Annotated in this window: 17 protein-coding genes and 1 pseudogene; 13 read left to right on the forward strand and 5 right to left on the reverse strand. The window is 68.4% G+C overall.

Annotated features, from left to right (window positions below):
• Positions 1 to 10 precede the first annotated feature (10 nt).
• The 10 genes and pseudogenes from AC5Y6Y_RS12820 to AC5Y6Y_RS12865 all read left to right on the forward strand — a co-directional run bounded on the left by AC5Y6Y_RS12820 (position 11) and on the right by AC5Y6Y_RS12865 (position 9,959).
• The gene (locus AC5Y6Y_RS12820; RefSeq protein ID WP_473139258.1) at positions 11 to 961 is read left to right on the forward strand and encodes a respiratory chain complex I subunit 1 family protein; all 951 of its coding nucleotides are present in this window, start codon (positions 11 to 13) and stop codon (positions 959 to 961) included.
• Positions 962 to 965: 4 nt separating this feature from the next.
• A complete protein-coding gene (locus AC5Y6Y_RS12825) occupies positions 966 to 1,625 on the forward strand; it encodes a hypothetical protein (protein WP_463827148.1) in 660 nt (219 codons plus the stop codon).
• Positions 1,626 to 3,092, forward strand: a complete 1,467-nt coding sequence (locus AC5Y6Y_RS12830; protein WP_473138987.1) for a proton-conducting transporter transmembrane domain-containing protein — start codon at positions 1,626 to 1,628, stop codon at positions 3,090 to 3,092.
• Positions 3,089 to 4,566, forward strand: a pseudogene (locus AC5Y6Y_RS12835) (hydrogenase large subunit). The gene AC5Y6Y_RS12830 and the pseudogene AC5Y6Y_RS12835 overlap by 4 nt, the downstream one beginning before the upstream one ends.
• Positions 4,567 to 4,624: 58 nt before the next feature.
• Positions 4,625 to 5,458 carry an ABC transporter ATP-binding protein gene (locus AC5Y6Y_RS12840; protein ID WP_463827146.1) on the forward strand — a complete coding sequence of 278 codons (834 nt, stop codon included), beginning with the start codon at positions 4,625 to 4,627 and terminating at the stop codon, positions 5,456 to 5,458.
• Positions 5,455 to 6,273: an NUDIX hydrolase gene (locus AC5Y6Y_RS12845; RefSeq protein WP_473138986.1), complete on the forward strand. Its 819-nt coding sequence runs from the start codon at positions 5,455 to 5,457 to the stop codon at positions 6,271 to 6,273. Before AC5Y6Y_RS12840 ends, AC5Y6Y_RS12845 begins: the two co-directional genes overlap by 4 nt.
• Positions 6,270 to 7,037 (forward strand): enoyl-CoA hydratase, encoded by a 768-nt coding sequence (locus AC5Y6Y_RS12850; RefSeq protein WP_473138985.1) that lies wholly within the window; start codon positions 6,270 to 6,272, stop codon positions 7,035 to 7,037. The genes AC5Y6Y_RS12845 and AC5Y6Y_RS12850 overlap by 4 nt, the downstream gene beginning before the upstream one ends.
• A gap of 10 nt (positions 7,038 to 7,047) precedes the next feature.
• Positions 7,048 to 8,022, forward strand: coding sequence for a class I SAM-dependent methyltransferase (locus AC5Y6Y_RS12855; protein ID WP_463827143.1), 975 nt, complete (start codon positions 7,048 to 7,050; stop codon positions 8,020 to 8,022).
• Positions 7,980 to 9,197, forward strand: coding sequence for a class I SAM-dependent methyltransferase (locus tag AC5Y6Y_RS12860; protein WP_473138984.1), 1,218 nt, complete (start codon positions 7,980 to 7,982; stop codon positions 9,195 to 9,197). Before AC5Y6Y_RS12855 ends, AC5Y6Y_RS12860 begins: the two co-directional genes overlap by 43 nt.
• 72 nt (positions 9,198 to 9,269) lie before the next feature.
• Positions 9,270 to 9,959: an esterase gene (locus AC5Y6Y_RS12865; RefSeq protein WP_463827141.1), complete on the forward strand. Its 690-nt coding sequence runs from the start codon at positions 9,270 to 9,272 to the stop codon at positions 9,957 to 9,959.
• A gap of 48 nt (positions 9,960 to 10,007) precedes the next feature.
• On the opposite strand, the gene AC5Y6Y_RS12870 is transcribed toward AC5Y6Y_RS12865, so the two are convergent.
• Positions 10,008 to 11,267 (reverse strand): outer membrane protein assembly factor BamB family protein, encoded by a 1,260-nt coding sequence (locus AC5Y6Y_RS12870; RefSeq protein WP_473139257.1) that lies wholly within the window; start codon positions 11,265 to 11,267, stop codon positions 10,008 to 10,010.
• Positions 11,268 to 11,378: 111 nt separating this feature from the next.
• On the opposite strand from AC5Y6Y_RS12870, the gene AC5Y6Y_RS12875 reads away from it, so the two are divergent.
• Together AC5Y6Y_RS12875 and AC5Y6Y_RS12880 are read left to right on the forward strand one after the other, a co-directional pair.
• Positions 11,379 to 12,116: an acyltransferase gene (locus AC5Y6Y_RS12875; RefSeq protein ID WP_463827140.1), complete on the forward strand. Its 738-nt coding sequence runs from the start codon at positions 11,379 to 11,381 to the stop codon at positions 12,114 to 12,116.
• A gap of 83 nt (positions 12,117 to 12,199) precedes the next feature.
• Positions 12,200 to 12,832 carry a hypothetical protein gene (locus tag AC5Y6Y_RS12880; RefSeq protein ID WP_463827139.1) on the forward strand — a complete coding sequence of 211 codons (633 nt, stop codon included), beginning with the start codon at positions 12,200 to 12,202 and terminating at the stop codon, positions 12,830 to 12,832.
• A 13-nt stretch (positions 12,833 to 12,845) separates the two neighbouring features.
• Here the strand turns inward: AC5Y6Y_RS12880 and AC5Y6Y_RS12885 are convergent, their stop codons facing one another.
• The 4 genes from AC5Y6Y_RS12885 to AC5Y6Y_RS12900 form a co-directional block, all read right to left on the reverse strand.
• Positions 12,846 to 13,382, reverse strand: a complete 537-nt coding sequence (locus AC5Y6Y_RS12885; RefSeq protein WP_463827138.1) for a DUF4333 domain-containing protein — start codon at positions 13,380 to 13,382, stop codon at positions 12,846 to 12,848.
• A 79-nt stretch (positions 13,383 to 13,461) separates the two neighbouring features.
• A complete protein-coding gene (locus AC5Y6Y_RS12890) occupies positions 13,462 to 14,802 on the reverse strand; it encodes a cryptochrome/photolyase family protein (protein ID WP_473138983.1) in 1,341 nt (446 codons plus the stop codon).
• An 8-nt stretch (positions 14,803 to 14,810) separates the two neighbouring features.
• The gene (locus AC5Y6Y_RS12895) at positions 14,811 to 15,290 is read right to left on the reverse strand and encodes a TspO/MBR family protein (protein ID WP_463827136.1); all 480 of its coding nucleotides are present in this window, start codon (positions 15,288 to 15,290) and stop codon (positions 14,811 to 14,813) included.
• The gene (locus AC5Y6Y_RS12900; protein WP_473139256.1) at positions 15,287 to 17,380 is read right to left on the reverse strand and encodes an MMPL family transporter; all 2,094 of its coding nucleotides are present in this window, start codon (positions 17,378 to 17,380) and stop codon (positions 15,287 to 15,289) included. The genes AC5Y6Y_RS12895 and AC5Y6Y_RS12900 overlap by 4 nt, the downstream gene beginning before the upstream one ends.
• 56 nt (positions 17,381 to 17,436) lie before the next feature.
• On the opposite strand from AC5Y6Y_RS12900, the gene AC5Y6Y_RS12905 reads away from it, so the two are divergent.
• Positions 17,437 to 17,946, forward strand: a complete 510-nt coding sequence (locus AC5Y6Y_RS12905) for a MarR family winged helix-turn-helix transcriptional regulator (RefSeq protein ID WP_463827135.1) — start codon at positions 17,437 to 17,439, stop codon at positions 17,944 to 17,946.
• Positions 17,947 to 17,966 lie beyond the last annotated feature (20 nt).

Raw genomic sequence — 17,966 nt, forward strand, 5'->3', positions numbered from 1 at the left:
CGTGACCGCGCTGTCCGTGGCGGCCGGTGCAGCACAGATCGGTGCCGTGCTGGCCGGAGCGCCGCTGGTGCTCGGATTGATGCGCCAGGTCCGGGCGCGATCGGAAGGTCGTTGCGGCGCAGGCGTTCTGCAGCCCTGGCGCGACCTGCGCAAGTTGTTGCGCAAACAGCAGATCACGCCCGAGGGCACTACCTGGGTCTTCGCCTGCGCGCCAGTGGTGTTGGCGGCCACCACCGTGCTGATCGCTGCGATCGTTCCGCTGGTGGCGATGGGTTCGCCGCTGGACCCGGTCGCCGATCTGTTCGCGGTCGTCGGGTTGCTGTTCCTGGGCACCGTCGCCCTGGCGCTGGCCGGAATCGACACCGGCACCGCCTTCGGTGGGATGGGCGCCAGCCGCGAACTCACTATCGCGGCGCTGGTGGAGCCGACGATCCTGTTGGCCATTTTCGCGTTATCCGTCCCCGCTCATTCAGCCAATCTGGGTGCGATCGTCGGCTTCACCCTGGGCAATCCCGGGACGGTGGTGTCGTTGACGGGCGTCCTGGCGTTCGTCGCGCTGGTGATCGTCGTCATCGCCGAGACCGGACGCCTGCCCGTGGATAATCCGGCCACCCACCTGGAGCTCACCATGGTGCACGAGGCTATGGTGCTCGAATACGCCGGGCCCAGGCTCGCTCTCGTGGAGTGGGCCGGCGGCATGCGGCTCACCGTGCTGCTAGCGCTGCTGGCGAATCTGTTCATCCCGTGGGGGATCGCCGGAGAAGACCCGACGCTGCTCGGAGTCGGGATCGGCATCGTGGCGATCAGCGTGAAGGTCGCCGTCGCCGCGGTGGTGCTGGCCGGCGCGGAGGTGTTCATCGCAAAGCTGCGACTGTTCCGGGTTCCTGAATTGCTGGCCGGTTCCTTCCTGTTGGCGCTGTTGGCCGTCTGTTCGGCGAATTTCTTTGCGGCGCAGGGGTGATGACGTGACCGATACTTTTGTCGAGGTGCTCGACCTGGCACCGGGTGGGCTGGTGCTGGCCGCGGTGTTGATCGTCTGGCGACGCGACCTGCGTTCCATCGTGCGGCTGCTGGCGCTGCAGGGCGTCGCGCTCGGCGCCATCCCGGTGATTCTTGCTGTGCGGCAGCATCATTGGGAGCTCCTCGCGGTCGGGGTGGCGCTGATCGCGCTGCGCGGGGTGGTGCTGCCGGTGCTGCTGGCGCGTGCACTGGGCGCCGAGCAATATCACCAGCGTGAGGCGACACCGTTGGTGAACACCACCGCCTCGCTGCTGATGGCGGCGGTGCTGACGGTGATCGCGCTGGCCGTCACCCGGCCACTGGTCGACCTGTATCCCGACGCGGCGGTGTCAACCGCACCGGCCGGATTCGCGGTCGTGTTGATCGCTCTGTTCGTGATGGTCACCCGCCAGCACGCCATCTCGCAGGCCGCGGGATTTTTGATGCTGGACAACGGAATCACGGCGACGGCGTTCCTGCTGACCGCCGGGGTGCCACTGATCGTGGAACTGGGCGCCTCACTGGATGTGCTGTTCGCGCTGATCGTGCTGGGGGTGTTGACCGGCCGGCTGCGGCGCACCTTCGGCGGTGCCGAACTGGACCGGCTGCAGAGATTGCGAGACTAGATGACGGGCGTGATTCTGGCGCCGATACTGGCGCCCGTGCTCGCCGCGCTGATCGCGCTGGTGGGCGGATGGCGGCGGGTCACCGCCGTGCTGACCATGCTGTCCGCCGTGGTCATCCTGGTCAGCGCTGTGACGCTGGCGGTGCTGACCGGTGCCCGACAGCACCTCGCGCTCGGCGGTGTGCTGCGCACCGACGCGTTGTCGCTGACCATGCTGATCGTCATCGGTGTCGTCGGCACCCTGGCCACTTGGGCGAGCATCGGCTACATCGACGCCGAACTCGCCCACGGTCATACCGACCACCGCGACGCGCGACGCTACGGAACCCTGGTCCCGGCGTTCCTGGCCGCCATGGCAGTTGCGGTGTCGGCCAACAACATCGGCGTGATCTGGGTTGCGATCGAGGCAACCACGGTGATCACTGCGTTTCTGGTGGGGCATCGCCGTACCGCCACGGCGCTGGAGGCCACCTGGAAGTACGTGGTGATCTGCTCGGTCGGAATCGCGGTGGCTTTCCTCGGCACGGTGCTGCTGTACTTCGCCGCCCTGCACAGTGGCGCCGACGCGTCGAGCGCGCTGAACCTCGACGTGCTGGCTGCCCTCGGCGCACACCTCAACCCGGCGGTGACCCGCCTGGCCGGCGGTCTGCTGCTGATCGGGTACGGAGCCAAGGTGGGGCTGGTGCCGTTCCACGGCTGGCTGGCCGACGCGCACAGCCAGGCGCCGGCGCCGGTATCGGCGTTGATGAGCGGGGTGCTGCTCTCGGTGGCGTTCTCGGTGCTGATCCGGCTGCGGCCGATCGTCGACGCCGCGGTGGGCCCGGGATTCCTGCGCGCCGGACTGTTGACCGTCGGGCTGGCCACGGTATTGATCGCCGCATTGTTACTCACCGTCGCAACCGATCTCAAACGCATGCTCGCCTATTCGTCGATGGAGAACATGGGGCTGATCGCGGTGGCCGCCGCCGCGGGAACCAAGCTGGCGATCGCCGCCCTGCTGTTGCACGTGCTGGCCCACGGCGTCGGCAAGACGGTGCTGTTCCTGGCCGGTGGGCAGTTGCAGGCCGCGCACGACTCGTCGGCCATCGACGACATCCGTGCCGTGCTGGCGCGGTCCCGGCTGATCGGTCTGGCGTTCGCTGTCGGACTCGTCGCCCTGCTGGGATTGCCGCCGTTCGCGATGTTCGCCAGCGAGGTATCCATCGCCCGGTCGCTGGCCGACGCGCGGCTGTCCTGGGTGCTCGGGGTCGCGCTGCTGCTGATGGTGGTGGCATTCGCGGCGCTGGTCGGTAAGGCGCAGCGCATCCTATTGGGCGCGCCGGACCCGGGCGCGCCGCCGATCGCCGTGCCCGCCACGGTTTCGGCCGCCCTGGTCACCGGGATCTTGGTGTCACTGGCGCTGGGCGTGACCGCGGGTCCGCTGACCGGACTGTTCACCACGGCCGCCGGCCAGTTCGGTGTGGGCTGATGCAGCCGCAGAGACTGCGCCGCGAGGTCCCTGCCGGTGAACTGGCGCAAGCCGTAGGGGAGTTGCTGGACAACGGGTTTCGGCTGGCCCTGGTGGCCGCCCACGACGACGGCGACTGCCTGCGCGTGGTCTACCTGTTGCTGGCCGCCCGGCCGGACCGCCGGGTCGAGCTCACCCTGACCACCGGTAAGAACAACCCGTCGGTGCCGTCGCTGGGACACCTGTCCATCCCGGCGGGCCGCTTCGAGCGGGAGATGATGGATCTGTACGGGGTTGTGCCCCAAGGACATCCGCAGCCGCGACGGCTGGTCAAACACGCGCACTGGCCGCAGGACTGGCATCCGATGCGGCGTGCCGCCGGACGGCCACCGGAGTTCGCGACGGTAGGCGGGTTTCCGTTCGTGGACGTCGACGGGCCGGGGGTGTACGAGATTCCGGTCGGACCCGTACATGCCGGCCTGATCGAGCCGGGCCACTTCCGGTTCTCCATGATCGGTGAATCCGTGCTGCGGCTCAAGGCGCGACTGTGGTTCGTACACCGGGGGATCGAAAAGCTCTTCGAGGGCCGGCCCGTCGACGCCGGCGTCGAACTGGCCGGACGTGTCAGCGGCGACAGCGCAGTCGCGCACGCCCTGGCGTACAGCCTTGCGGTGGAGGAGGCGCTGGGAATCGAGGTCCCGCAACCCGTGCACGCGCTGCGCGCGGTGCTGGTCGAACTCGAGCGTCTCTACAATCACGCCGGCGATCTGGGCGCACTGGCCAGCGATGTGGGTTTCGCGCTGGCCAACGCCCATGCCCAGCGCATCCGCGAGCGCCTGTTGCGCATCAACGGACGCGTGGCCGGCCACCGGCTGTTGCGCGGCACCGTCACCCCCGGAGGTGTTGTCCTGCAAGCGCTCCCGATACCGGGGAATTGCGCGCACTGGCCCGCGAGGTGGCCGAGATCAGCGAATTGACGCTGCGCAACTCCGGGATCTACGACCGGTTCGCCGAGACCGCGGTGCTGGCCGGGGCGGACGCCCGCGCCATGGGGTGCCTGGGATACGTGGCGCGCGCCAGCGGCATCGGCACCGACGCGCGCGTCGATCATCCGACGATGGCATTGCCCGTCACCACGGTGATGCGCACCGACGGTGACGTGCTGGCCCGCTACCTGGTTCGGCGCGACGAGTTCGCGGCGTCGGTCGCGCTGCTCTGTGCCGTGCTCGAGCAGCGGGACGGCCCGCTGCGGTATCAGGCGTCGCTGCCCGAAACCGGCGGCAGCGGCGTCGGGATCGTGGAGGGGTGGCGCGGCACGGTGGTGCACCGGGTCGAGATCGACGCCTCCGCCGGGGCGATCACGCGGTGCAAGGTGGTGGACCCGTCCTGGTTCAACTGGCCGGCCCTGCCGGTCGCGATGGCCGACACGATCGTCGCGGACTTTCCGCTGGCCAATAAGAGTTTCAACCTGTCCTATGCCGGCAACGATCTGTAGCTCCCGGGGAGGGCGACCCGGCAACCGAGGCGGTGCCCCGGTACGGCACCATAATCGGGTGGCCGAACTGGACGCCGATCCCGATCTGCTGATCGACTTCAGGAACGTGTCGCTGCGCCGGGGCGGACGCACGCTGGTGGGCCCGCTGGACTGGGCGGTCGAACTCGACGAGCGCTGGGTGATCATCGGCCCGAACGGGGCCGGCAAGACATCGTTGCTGCGCATCGCCGCCGCCACCGAGCACCCGTCGACCGGTGTCGCGTTCGTGCTGGGGGAGCGGCTGGGCCGCGTCGACGTCTCCGAACTGCGATCGCGGATCGGCCTGAGCTCGTCGTCGCTGGCGCAGCGGGTGCCCGACAACGAAGTGGTGCGTGACCTGGTGGTCTCGGCCGGCTATTCGGTGCTGGGGCGGTGGCGGGAGGCCTACGAGGAGCTGGACTACCGGCGCGCGCTGGACACCCTGGAGAGCCTGGGCGCCGAGCACCTGTCCGACCGCCGCTACGGCACGTTGTCCGAGGGGGAGCGCAAACGGGTGCTGATCGCCCGCGCTCTGATGACTGACCCCGAACTGCTGCTGCTGGACGAGCCCGCCGCCGGCCTGGACCTCGGGGGCCGTGAGGAGCTGGTGGCGCGGCTGACCGACCTGGCCGCCGACCCCGACGCGCCGGCGCAGGTGCTGGTGACTCATCACGTCGAAGAGGTGCCGCCGGGTTTCAGTCACTGCCTGTTGCTGTCGGAAGGGCAGGTGGTCGCCTCGGGTCTGCTGCCGGACGTGCTGACCGCCGAGAACCTGTCCGCGGCATTCGGACAGCGGATCGCGCTGGACGTGGTGGACGGCCGGTACTTTGCGCGCCGGGTCCGCGCGCGAGCAGCCCATCGGAGACAACAGTGAACGAACCACAGGTGCCCCTGACACCGCGCCCGGCGTCGACGGTGATGCTGGTGCGCGATGCGCCCGCCGGCCTGAACGTCTTCCTGATGCGCCGGCACTCGCAGATGGAGTTCGCCCCCGGGGTGATCGTCTTTCCCGGCGGCGGGGTCGACGACCGCGACCGCAACGCCGATATCGGCTGGGCGGGACCGCCGCCGCAGTGGTGGGCCGACCGGTTCGGCATCGCCACCGACCTGGCTGAGGCGCTGGTCTGTGCCGCGGCGCGGGAAACCTTCGAGGAGTCCGGTGTGTTGTTCGCCGGGCCGGCCGACGATCCGGACGGCATCGTCGGCGACGCCTCGGTGTACGGCGACGCTCGTCGTGCCCTGGCCGACCACACGCTGTCCTTCGCCGACTTCCTGCGTCGGGAGAACCTGGTGTTGCGCGCCGATCTGTTGCGGCCCTGGGCGAATTGGGTGACCCCGGAAGCCGAGCGCACCCGGCGCTACGACACCTACTTCTTCGTCGCGGCGCTGCCGGAGGGACAGCGCGCCGACGGCGAGAACACCGAGTCCGACCGGGCCGAATGGGCGCTGCCGCAGGACACCATCGCCGATTTCGAAGCCGGCCGCAACGTGCTGCTGCCGCCTACGTGGACGCAGTTGGACGCGCTGGCCGGTCGGACCGTCGCCGACGTGCTGGCCGTGCAGCGGCAGATCGTCGCGGTCCAGCCGCTGCTGGAAAAGCGCGGCGACAACTGGGTGTTCGAGTTCTTCGACTCCGACCGTTATCACCAGGCACGCACAGCGGGCGGCTTCATGGACTGGCCGCTTTGAGCGAATTCGTGAGCGTGGTGGTCAGTGACGGCTCGCAGGATGCCGGGCTGGCCATGCTGCTGCTGTCGCGGGCACCGACCAACGGGCTGACCCGGCAGGTGTACCGGGAGATCATCGCCGCCGCCGACGAACTGGGCCGCCGCGACGACGTCGCCGCGGTGATCCTGTTCGGTGGTCACGACATCTTCACCGCCGGTGACGACATGCCCGAGTTGCAGACCCTGGACGCCGCCGAAGCCGGTACCGCAGCACAGGTCCGGTGCGACGCGATCGACGCGGTTGCCGCCATCCCCAAACCCACCGTCGCCGCCATCACCGGCTACGCGCTGGGCGCCGGCCTGACGCTGGCCCTGGCCGCGGACTGGCGGGTGAGCGGCGACAACGTGAAGTTCGGCGCGACCGAGATCCTGGCCGGCCTGGTGCCCGGCGGCGGCGGGATGGCCCGGCTCACTCACGTCGTCGGCTCCAGCCGGGCCAAGGAACTGGTGTTCAGCGGGCGTTTCTTCGACGCCGAGGAGGCGCTGGCGCTGGGCCTGATCGACGACATGGTGGCCCCCGACCACGTCTACGACGCGGCGGCGGATTGGGCCAGACGCTTCCTGGACGGTCCGGCGCCGGCTCTGGCAGCGGCCAAGGCCGGGATCAACGACGTGTACGGCGCGCCGTCGGAGGCCGAGCGGTTGGCCGCCGAACAACGCCGGTACGTCGAGGTGTTCGCCGCTGGTCAGGGCGCCCGGACCACGGGCAGTCACCGCGCCCGTTAGGCTGCCCTGCATGACGAGGAGTACTGAGGTCCCCGCGCCCAATCCGCACGCGACCGCGGAGCAGGTGGCCGCCGCACGTCACGACAGCAAACTCGCCCAGGTGCTCTACCACGACTGGGAAGCCGAGAGCTACGACGACAAGTGGTCGATCTCGTATGACCAGCGCTGCATCGACTACGCGCGCGGCCGATTCGACGCGATCGTGCCCGACGAGGTGATCAACGAGTTGCCGTACGACCGCGCCCTGGAGTTGGGTTGTGGCACCGGCTTCTTCCTGCTCAACCTGATCCAGGCCGGCGTGGCCCGCCGCGGATCGGTCACCGATCTCTCGCCCGGCATGGTCAAGGTCGCCACCCGCAACGGCCAGTCGCTGGGTCTGGACATCGACGGTCGCGTCGCCGACGCCGAAGGCATCCCGTACGACGACGACACCTTCGACCTGGTGGTCGGGCACGCCGTCCTGCACCACATCCCCGACGTCGAACTGTCCCTGCGCGAGGTGATCCGGGTGCTCAAGCCGGGCGGACGGTTCGTGTTCGCCGGGGAGCCGACCTCGATCGGCAATGTCTACGCGCGCGAGCTCTCCACGTTGACGTGGCGGGTCGCCACCAACATCACCAAGCTGCCCGGCCTGGCCGGCTGGCGGCGACCCCAGGAGGAGCTCGACGAATCGTCGCGGGCCGCGGCCCTGGAAGCGGTCGTCGACCTGCACACCTTCGCACCGGAAGACCTCGAGCAGATGGCCGCCAACGCTGGCGCGGTCCAGGTCGAGACTGCCAGCGAGGAGTTCACCGCGGCCATGTTCGGCTGGCCGGTGCGCACCTTCGAGGCCTCGGTGCCGCCCGGGCGTCTGGGTTGGGGTTGGGCGAAGTTCGCGTTCAACGGCTGGAAGGCGCTGAGCTGGGTGGACGCCAACGTGTGGCGCCACGTGGCGCCGAAGGGGTGGTTCTACAACGTGATGATCACCGGGGTCAAACCCTCCTGAGCCTTTTCGACCTGGACGCCGTCCGTTATCTGCGGTCGGAGTCCGGTGCCGCCGCGCTTGCGGTGGTCGCCGAACTGGAGTTGAGCGACGCCACCCGGATCACCGATGTCTCCGCGGTGCGCGCCCGCTTCGGTGACCGCGCTGCGGTGCTGGTGGAGACGACGCTGCTGCGCCGCAAAGCGCAGCAGAAGCTGGGCGCGCTGGGCGATGTCGCGGGCTGGCTATGCACCGACGAGGCGTTGCAGCAGGCCACCGCGGCACCCGTCGCGCTGCACCGGGCCGCCCGCCTGGCCGGGCGCGTCGTGCACGACGTGACCTGTTCCATCGGCACCGAGCTGGCTGCTTTGCGCGGTGTGGCGACGCGGGTCATCGGCAGCGACATCGACCCGGTCCGGCTGGCCATGGCCGGCCACAACCTGGGTGAGCACGCCTACCTGTGCCGTGCCGATGCGCTGCACCCGGTCAGCCGCGACGCGGCCGTCGTCGTCGACCCGGCGCGGCGCGGTGGTGGCCGGCGCCGATTCGACCCCCGCGACTACCAACCGGCGCTCGATCAGGTGTTGCAGCGTTACCGCGGCCGGGATCTGGCCGTGAAGTGCGCGCCGGGAATCGATTTCGACCAGGTGGGCCGGCTCGGGTTCGACGGCGAGGTGGAGGTGACCTCCTACCGCGGTTCGGTGCGGGAGGCCTGCCTGTGGTGGGGCGGGCTGGCCGAGGCGGGCGTGCGGCGCCGCGCCACCATCCTGGACCGTGCCGAGCAGATCACCTCGGCCGACGCCGAGGACTGTCGGGTCCGGCCGGTAGGGCGGTGGATCGTCGACCCCGACGGCGCGGTCGTGCGGGCCGGGCTGGTCCGCCACTACGCCACCCGGCACCGGCTGTGGCAGCTCGACCCCGACATCGCCTACCTGTCCGGAGACCGACTGCCGCCGGGCGTACGGGGGTTCGAGGTGCTCGAACAGGTGGCGTTCGACGAGCGGCAGTTGCGCCGGGCGCTGTCCGCGCGGGACTGCGGCGCGCTGGAAATCCTGGTCCGCGGTGTCGCGGTGGATCCCGACGCGTTGCGCCGCCGGATGCGGTTGCGGGGCGGCGAACCGCTGTCGGTCGTCATCACTCGCATCGGTGCGCGGGCCGGCGGCGCCGCGGTGGCATACGTTTGCCGGCCCTCCCGGTAACGCCGGGTACGCTGACGGCGATTATCTCGATATGGCATCACCGCCATTTTGATCTCGAGGACAGTGACGACGATGCGTTATCTAGTTGCCGCCGCGACGCTGGCTGTCGTGGCGCTGGCGGGCTGGCCGGCCTCCGACACCGCCGCCGCGCCGCCGTCGTGCGCGAGTCTGGGTGGCGCGGTCGAGGGCGCCCAGATCTGCCACATCCACCAGTCCGGTGCCACCTACACGCTGGACCTCACGTTCCCCGTCGACTATCCCGACCAGCAGGCGCTGACCGACTACATCACGCAGAATCGCGACGGCTTCGTCAACGTCGCGCAGGGATCAGGACGGCGCGACCAGCCCTACCAGATGGATGCCACCAACGAGCAGCACAGCTCCGGCCTGCCGCCGCGCACCCGCAGCGTGGTGCTGAAGTTCTTCCAGGACGTCGGCGGGGCCCGGCCGTCCAACTGGTACAAGGCTTTCAACTACAACCTGAACACCAAGCAGCCGATCACCTTCGACACATTGTTTCCGCCGAACAGCAATCCACTGGACGCCATCTTCCCGATCGTGCAACGCGAACTGGAACACCAGAGCGGGATGGGCGGGGGAGTGTCGCCCGGGGCCGGTCACGACCCGACCAACTATCAGAACTTCGCGATCACCGACGACGCCGTGATCTTCTACTTCGCCCAGGGCGAGCTGTTGCCGTCGTTCGCCGGCGCCACTCAGGTCCAGGTGCCGCGCAGCGCGATCCCGCCGCTGGCCGTCTAGGTCCGCGGGAGCCCGGATGGGCCGCGCTGACCAGGGACGATCCCGGGCCTAGGCCGGGTCGAAGGTGTAGACCTGACCGTCGCTGGTGGTAACCACCACGCGGCGGTCCTTACCGACCGCGACCCCGACCGGAGATCCGGTGGCCGCCGGGAGCGGATAGCTGGCGGTCGTGTGTCCGTTGGTCGGGTCGAAGATCAGGACCGACATGCCGGGCTCGCCCTCATGCGGGGCGGTGACCGTGTACGCCACGCTGTCACCGGCCAGCGTCGACGTCGACAGCGGAGTGACATCCTCGCGCCGCCACAGCACCTCGGCGTGCTCGCCGGCATCGCGGAAGGTGACCAGCCGGGCGTCGGGGCCACCGCCGGCCACGATCAGTCCCTGCGGGGAGACCGATGGTGGTGTCTGCGCCAGAAACCCCAGCGGCGCAGACCATTTGGGTTTGCCGTCGGCAGCATGCAGCGCCCACAACCGTTGGTCGCGGCCGTTGACGTAGATGGTTGATCCGTCCGCGGACAACACCGGACTGGCCAGCGCGCCACCGCCGACGGCGTCGCTGGTCCACTCCCGGGTGAGCTGCCCCCCGTGGTACTTCAGGCCGACCAGACCCGCTGTGGGAGCTCCCGGCTGCCACACGCCGACCACCACCGTCTCGGTGGCCGCGGAGAACGCGGGAGCCGCCGCGACCGGGCAGGCCGGGCGGGCCGGGGCGCAGTCGGCCAGCCCGCGCGTGGCGTCGGCGGGGTCGACACCCTCCACCAGATCCAGCGAGCTGCCGACCACGGCGCCCCGATGGGTGTCGAAGACCAGCAACTGGCCCAGGTGGGTGCTGACCAGCAGGTGGCCGTCACCCAAAAGCCTTGGGGTGCTGGGCATTCCGATGACAGGTTCGCGCCAGCGAGTCCACTGCGTCGGCGGAAAGGAGATGATCGCGCCCGGCTGACCGACGTACAGGTTGTCGAAGCTGTCGAAGAGCGGCCCGCCGAATCCGCCACCCTGGATCAGCCGGATGCACCAGCGCTGGCGCCCGTTGCCGATTTCCCACTCCATGACGGAGCAACCGCCGGGTGTCTGCGCATTCAGGGCGAGAAAGCCTCGCGCACCCAGTGCCGGACCGGCTGCCAAGCTGCCCTTGACCGAACGGGTCCAGCGCAGGCTGAGCTTGGTGGCACCGGCCGTCGCGGTGTAGCTGCTGTTGGCGGCGTCGCCGTACTGCGCGGGCCAGCCCGGTGCGGGCGCTGCGTTCACCCACGAATCGGTATTGCCGCATCCGCCGAGGCCGATGGTGAGCACGGCTGCTGCAACGATTGCCAGGAGACGTCGGACGAGCACTCTTTCCTTTCGGCAATCCTTCAGTGGCAAGCAGAGACCGAGTACAGGTGAGGGTAACCCGTAGCTCCACGGGTAGGCTTTCGGGCCATGACGAGCATGTGGGGAGCTCCGCTGCACCGCCGGTGGCGTGGCGCCCAGCTTAGAGACCCCCGCCAAGCCAATTTCCTGACGCTGGCGTCGCTGAAATGGGTGTTGCGCAACAAGGCCTACACGCCGTGGTACCTGGTGCGGTATTGGCGGCTGCTGAAGTTCAAGCTGCAGAACCCGCACATCATCACCCGGGGGATGGTGTTCCTGGGCAAAGGTGTGGAAATCCACTGCACGCCCGAGCTGGCCCAGCTGGAGTTCGGCCGGTGGGTGCACATCGGCGACAAGAACACCATCCGCGCGCACGAAGGATCGCTGCGGTTCGGCGACAAGGTGGTCCTGGGACGCGACAACGTCATCAATTGCTACCTGGACATCGAGCTCGGCGAGTCCGCGTTGATGGCCGACTGGTGTTATGTCTGCGATTTCGACCACCGGATGGACGACATCACGCTGCCGATCAAGGATCAGGGCATCATCAAGTCGCCGGTGCGCATCGGACCGGACACCTGGGTGGGGGTGAAGGTTTCGGTGTTGCGCGGTACCTCTGTCGGACGGGGTTGTGTGCTGGGTTCGCATGCGGTGGTGCGCGGCGTCGTCCCGGACTATTCGATCGCAGTCGGCGCCCCGGCCAAGGTGGTCAAGAACCGGAAATTGTCGTGGGAGACCTCTGCGGCGCAGCGCGCCGAACTCGCTGCCGCCCTCGCCGACATCGAGCGTAAGAAGGCGTCGCGCTAGTCCGGGTTGCCGCGGTTGCGGTGCCGCCCGCCATGCTGTTCGATCAACGGTGGTCGAATCGACAACAGATGACGGGAGCGCCAATGAAGACGCCGACCATTGCGGTGCTGAGTGCGGCCGCGGCGATAGCCCTTGGCGCGTTGGTCCCCGCGTGTGACAGCAAGGACGAAAAGGCGCCGGCTTCGTCGACGACCACATCGGCCGCCGGCTCGGGCAGCGCCAGTTCGTCGCCCGCTGCGACGTCGGGCACGGTCGCGCCCACCGACTACACGAACTTGCTGGTACCGCTGAGCGACCTACAGGCGCTCTCGGGTGACCCGCTCGAGGTCGGGCAGCCGCCCACCCCGTCCAGTGGTAACCCCGGCGTGGACGGCACGTTCCGGAATGCCAAGGGCGACAACATCATCAGTGTCAGCATCGCCGTCCTGCCGGATGCTGCGGCTGCGGTCGAAGCGATGAACGGCACGACGGGGACGCTGAACAACTGGGTGATCGACGGCACCCCCCAACCCGTGGCGGTCGGTAACGGCGGGACCGTGGTGCTGGGCACCTCGCCGGACAAATCCAAAGCCGTGACGCTGCTGGTGTTCACCGAAGGCAAGGCGTCCGTCACGCTGCATTTCGAAGGTCCCCCCGGGGACGCCGCACCTGTCGATTTCGCCACCGCGGTGGCGCAGAAGCAGGACGCGACCATCAAGAAGAACCTGCCGGCCTGACCACGGCCGGATTTCACTGGGGCTGGTCGTCGATTTCGAAGTTGAAGTTGACCCGGGGCCCGGGCACGTCGGTGACCACCACGTTGACGCCGAATGTTCTGTTGCCGTTGATGAGTTGGCACCGCAGTTTGGTGCCGACCAGACCCTTCAATTCCTCGGGACACGTGACCGACTCGTTGCGTTGCTTGTTGCGGATCATTTTGGCGACCCGATCCTGATCGATTGATTTCAGGAAGTGGTAGATCACCGTCTTGCCGTCGATGTTGGTGACGGTGGCGGTGACGTTGACCTCGTCGGGTGGGCCGTCGATCTTCATCTTGCATTTGACCTGTGCCCCCACCTTAGCCGGCAGACCGGCCGGACAGGCCACCGCCTGCGGCTTGTCGGTGCTGGAGTCGGTCATGTGCGATGCGATCTCGTTCTCCAGCACATGCCTGTCCACCTCGCGAGCGCGCGAGTCACCGTCAGACGAGTGGCAGGCGCCTGCGCCGAGCACCAGACCGGCTGCGGCGCCAGAGACGATCAACATCCGACACAGCGACTGGCTCATACCACCCTCCGGGCTCTGGCGACCGTTGAAACCGTGAACCGGCTGATAATGGCACGGCGCACAGCCTTTGCCCAAGCCTTCAGCTGATGTTGCTGTAACGCCGCAGCGCCTCGGTCCGTTCGGCGGCATGGTCGACGATCGGTTCGTGATAGCTGGCCGGGCGGTCCCCCTTCCGCAGATGCGCATCGGTCGCGGCATCCAGCTCAGGCACCCAGCGGCGAATGTAATCGCCTGCAGGATCGAACTTTTCACCCTGGGTGGTGGGATTGAACACCCGGAAGTAGGGGGCGGCATCGGTGCCGGAGCCCGCGCACCACTGCCACCCGTGCTGGTTGTTGGCCATGTCGCCGTCGACGAGTTGCTCCAGGAACCAGGCCGCGCCCCACTGCCACGGCAGGTGCAGATCTTTGACCAGGAAGGAGGCGACGATCATCCGCGCCCGGTTGTGCATGAACCCGGTCTGGCGCAACTGCCGCATCGCGGCATCGACCATCGGGTATCCGGTCCGGCCGGCTTTCCAGGCCTCGAACCGGCGCTCGGCCTGAGCGTCGGTGTCGGTTTGGATGGCGTCGAAGTCGCTGTTCCAGTTCCACCAGACGCTGTGCGGCCAGTGATGCAGTACCGCGGCGTAGAAATCCCGGAACGCTAACTCCCGCAGGTACGCTGAGTCGCCTTTACGGCGCAGGTTCAGATCCGCGACCATGGTCCGGGGGTGGATGGTGCCGAACTTCAGGTGCGCCGACATCCGGCTGGTGCCGGGCAGATCCGGCCGGTTGCGATCGGTCTCGTAACGCGAAATGCCGTCGTCGATGAATGCCGACCACTGCGAGAGTGCGGCCGCTTCACCGGCTTTCAGGTCGAGTTCGACGCCGCGGTCCGGAATCTCGCACGTCCTGATCTTGACTGCCGACGGGTCGAGCCAGTGTGCGGATTCGGCACCGGTTCTGGCTGGGTCCCGCCATCCCGCGTCGCGCCACCGGCTGAAGTACGGGGTGAATACCTTGTACGGGGTGTCGTCGTCCTTGGTGATCCGTCCGGGCGAGACGAGATACGGAGATCCCGTGGCCACCAGCGGAACCGAATCCAGTGCAGCGCGCACCTTGTCATCGCGGCGTCGGCCGAACGGCGCGAAGTCTTCGGTGATGTGTACTGCGGAGGCATCGATCTTCGTGACGATCTCGGGAATTCGCTGCTCCGGCCGGCCGCGCACCACCAGCAGGCGACCGTCGAGGTCGCTGCTGAGCTGTCGCAGTGAGTCGCCGAGGAACTGCAGCCGGCGCGGCCCGGAGGATGCCTCCAGCCGGGGATCGAGCACGAAGCAGGTGAGCACCTCGCCGGCCGCGTCGTTCTGGGCCGCGGCGGCCAGTGCCGGGTGATCGCGCAGCCTCAGGTCCCGTCGAAACCACAACAGGGTGGGCATGACGCCTCCTAACGGTTGAGTCGCCAGATGTGGGTGGACAGCACGGTGGCGAACCCGCACCACAGCGGATACGGCGCCAGCGCCAGTCCGGCGCGGGGATCAGCTTCGGCGGCGCGTCTGGCGAGATCGGTGCTGCTGGCCGTGAGTGCGGCGGCACCCAGGGCGGCGGCACCTAGTTTGTGGTGGTGGAAGAACAACCAGCTCCAACCGGCGTTGAGCACCAGGTTGATGCCCAGCGCGGTGGCGTACCGGCGGGCCTTGTCCGGCTGCCCGGCCGCACGGAACCGGTCGATGGCCACCGCGGAGGTGGTCGCGATGTCGGTGTAGAGGGCGGTCCAGGCCACCGGGAACACCACGCTGGGTGGCTGATAACGCGGCTTGCGAATTCGGGCGTACCACAACGGCGTTCGGCCCGGACTTGCGATGGCGCCGGTGCCGGCCGCCGCGGCGACGGCCAGTCCGGTCCCGGCCAGAGTTGACTTATTCACGTTGATTCCCTTCGGTTTTGACCCTCGACGTCGGGTCGGGTTCGCCAGACGGCCGCCGGCCACCAGATGCGGTCCCCGCTCAGCGCGAACAGTGCGGGGATAACCAGCGTGCGCACGATGAAGGTGTCCAGCAGAATGCCGAGACCGACGATGATGCCCAGTTGGGTCATCACGATCAGCGGCAGCACGCCGAGCACGCAAAAGACCGCAGCCAGCACAATTCCCGCGCTGGTGATCACCCCGCCGGTGGCCGACACGGCACGGACCATTCCGTCCCGGGCCCCGTGGCCGGCGGCCTCCTCGCGAGCGCGGGTGACGAGGAAGATGGTGTAGTCGACGCCCAGTGCGGCCAGGAACAGGAACGCGTAGAGCGGAGTGGTGTTGTCCAGGGCGGGAAACCCGAACACCTGCATACTCGACCAACCGCCGAGACCGAGTGCAGCCAGCGCGCCCAGGATGGTCGCCGCCAGCAACATCGGCGGCGCCAGGGCCGACCGCAACAGGACGTAGAGCACCAACAGGATGACCGTGAGGATCGCCGGAATCAGCACCGTCCGGTCGCGGGTCGCGGCATCGCGCACGTCGAGGGCCTGGGCGTCGGGTCCGCCGACCAAAGCCGCCGAGGTCACGGATTTGGTCGAATGCCGCAGTGCGGCAATGGTGTTGAATGCTTGCGGGGAGGACGGCGGGGCGTCGATCACCACCGACCATCTGCTCAACCCCGCCGCCGGAGCGCCTGCAGGTTCGGCCGAGACGACGCCGGGGGTGGCGGAGATGGCCTGCTGCACCCGGGCGGACTCTGCGGTGGGGGCGATGACTTCAGTCGGATTGGCCGAACCGGCCGGGAAATGCGCCGCGACGATGTCGAACCCGGTCACCGAATCCGCTGTGACGCGAAATTGTTCGGTCTGGGAAAGGCCGATGCGCACGGTGACCAGCCCGGTCGCCAGCACGGCCAGCAGCAGGATCGTGGTGGACGCGACCAGTGCCGGTCGACGGGCGACGTGTGCGGCAACCCGGTGCCAGAGTCCGGTATCGACGGCGGTGGTGTGGTCGGGTTGCGGGATGAACGGCCAGAACAGCCGCCGTCCGAACAGCGCCAGCAGGGGTGGCAGCAACACCAGCACCGAGACCGCGGCGACGACCAGACCGCACGCCGCGAGCGCGCCCAGACTGCGGGTGCTCGGTGTGACGGCGAAAATCAAGGTGAGCAGCGCCAGCACCACGGTGGCATTGCTGGCCACGATCGCCGGACCGGCCGTCCGGACGGCTCGGCGTAGCGCGTCGCGGTGCTCGGCGTGCAGCCGAAGTTCCTGCCGGTAGCGCGAAATCAGTAGCAGCGCGTAGTTGGTGCCGGCGCCGAAGACCAGCACGCTGGTGATTCCGGACGTCGCCCCGTCGAAACTGAGGCCGGTCATGGACGCCACCGCGGTTCCCACCGCCGCCGCGACCCGGTCGGCCAAGCCGATCACAGTCAGCGGTACCAGCCACAGCACCGGCGAGCGGTAAGTGGCGATCAGCAGGAACGCCACCACGGCGGCGGTCACAATCAGCAGGGTGATGTTGGCATTGCTGAACGCGTTGGCGATGTCGGCACCGAAGGCCGGCCCGCCGGTGACATGAGCCGAAAATCCTTCGGGCAAGCCATTGTTGGCTGCGGTGCGCAACGTGGCGACAGCATCGTGCAGGTCCAGTCCGGAAAGGCCGGCACTGATCGGCACCACCCCGATGCCTGCCTTGGCGTCAGCCGAGACGAATGCGGGCACCGGAGCCGTTGCCGGTCGGGCGACGGCACGCATCCGATCGCGGGCCTGTTCGGTCGCGCGCTGCAGCGCGGCGGGGTCGGGTGCACCGGCCTCGGGACTGCTGACCACCACGATCAGCGGTACCTGGTCGCCACCGGGAAACTGGGCGGACAGTTTGGCTACCTTCGCTGAATCCGAATCTGTCGGCACCGATGACGGCGCCTGGCTTGCCGCTGCGTTCCCACCGATGAGTGCCATGAAACCGGCCGCCAGCAGAAAGACCCCTAGCGCGAGAATCCACGAGCGTCGGGCGGTCACTGTCGCAGCGAGTCTATCCCACACCAGCCAAGCATTTCAGTCGCTGAAACATTAATCAACTGAACTGAGGGCCGAATCGCGCTATGCTCCGGATCGCCATGGATCCGCACGTGCAGGCTGACGGACGCGACGCGTTGGAGTCGCAGATTTCGGCTGACCTGCGGGAGCTGACGAACGAGTCCGACCAGATCGGCCGGCATTTCGCGGTCTCCCATGATGTGCGCCCCAATGATTTTCGCGCCCTGCTGCACATCATGGTCGCCGAAACCGCCGGCGAGCCGATGACATCGGGTGACCTGAGTCAGCGCATGGGCCTCTCGGGTGCGGCGATCACCTACCTGGTGGACCGGTTGATCGACTCCGGTCATGTTCGCCGCGATTCCCATCCCGACGATCGGCGGAAGGTCATCCTGCGCTATGCCGACCCGGGTCTGGTGACCACCCGTTCCTTCTTCACCCCCCTGCGCCGGCACACGCAGTCGGCCCTGACGGACCTGCCCGACGCCGACCTGGCAGCCGCGCACCGGGTGTTCACGGCACTGATCGCCGCGATGCGCCGCTTCCAGCAGGAGATGGGACCCCCGAAATCCTGAGTCAAGGCGTTGTCGCGCAG

Source organism: Mycobacterium sp. NGS24, from assembly GCF_059813065.1.

What these genes read in the sequence shown, in the direction of transcription:
- AC5Y6Y_RS12830 (WP_473138987.1), top strand. Translation starts at nt 1,626, where the DNA reads ATGACGGGCGTGATTCTGGCGCCGATACTGGCGCCCGTGCTCGCCGCG.
- AC5Y6Y_RS12855 (WP_463827143.1), top strand. Translation starts at nt 7,048, where the DNA reads ATGACGAGGAGTACTGAGGTCCCCGCGCCCAATCCGCACGCGACCGCG.
- AC5Y6Y_RS12865 (WP_463827141.1), top strand. Translation starts at nt 9,270, where the DNA reads ATGCGTTATCTAGTTGCCGCCGCGACGCTGGCTGTCGTGGCGCTGGCG.
- AC5Y6Y_RS12875 (WP_463827140.1), top strand. Translation starts at nt 11,379, where the DNA reads ATGACGAGCATGTGGGGAGCTCCGCTGCACCGCCGGTGGCGTGGCGCC.
- AC5Y6Y_RS12880 (WP_463827139.1), top strand. Translation starts at nt 12,200, where the DNA reads ATGAAGACGCCGACCATTGCGGTGCTGAGTGCGGCCGCGGCGATAGCC.
- AC5Y6Y_RS12885 (WP_463827138.1), bottom strand. Translation starts at nt 13,382, where the DNA reads ATGAGCCAGTCGCTGTGTCGGATGTTGATCGTCTCTGGCGCCGCAGCC.
- AC5Y6Y_RS12890 (WP_473138983.1), bottom strand. Translation starts at nt 14,802, where the DNA reads ATGCCCACCCTGTTGTGGTTTCGACGGGACCTGAGGCTGCGCGATCAC.
- AC5Y6Y_RS12905 (WP_463827135.1), top strand. Translation starts at nt 17,437, where the DNA reads ATGCTCCGGATCGCCATGGATCCGCACGTGCAGGCTGACGGACGCGAC.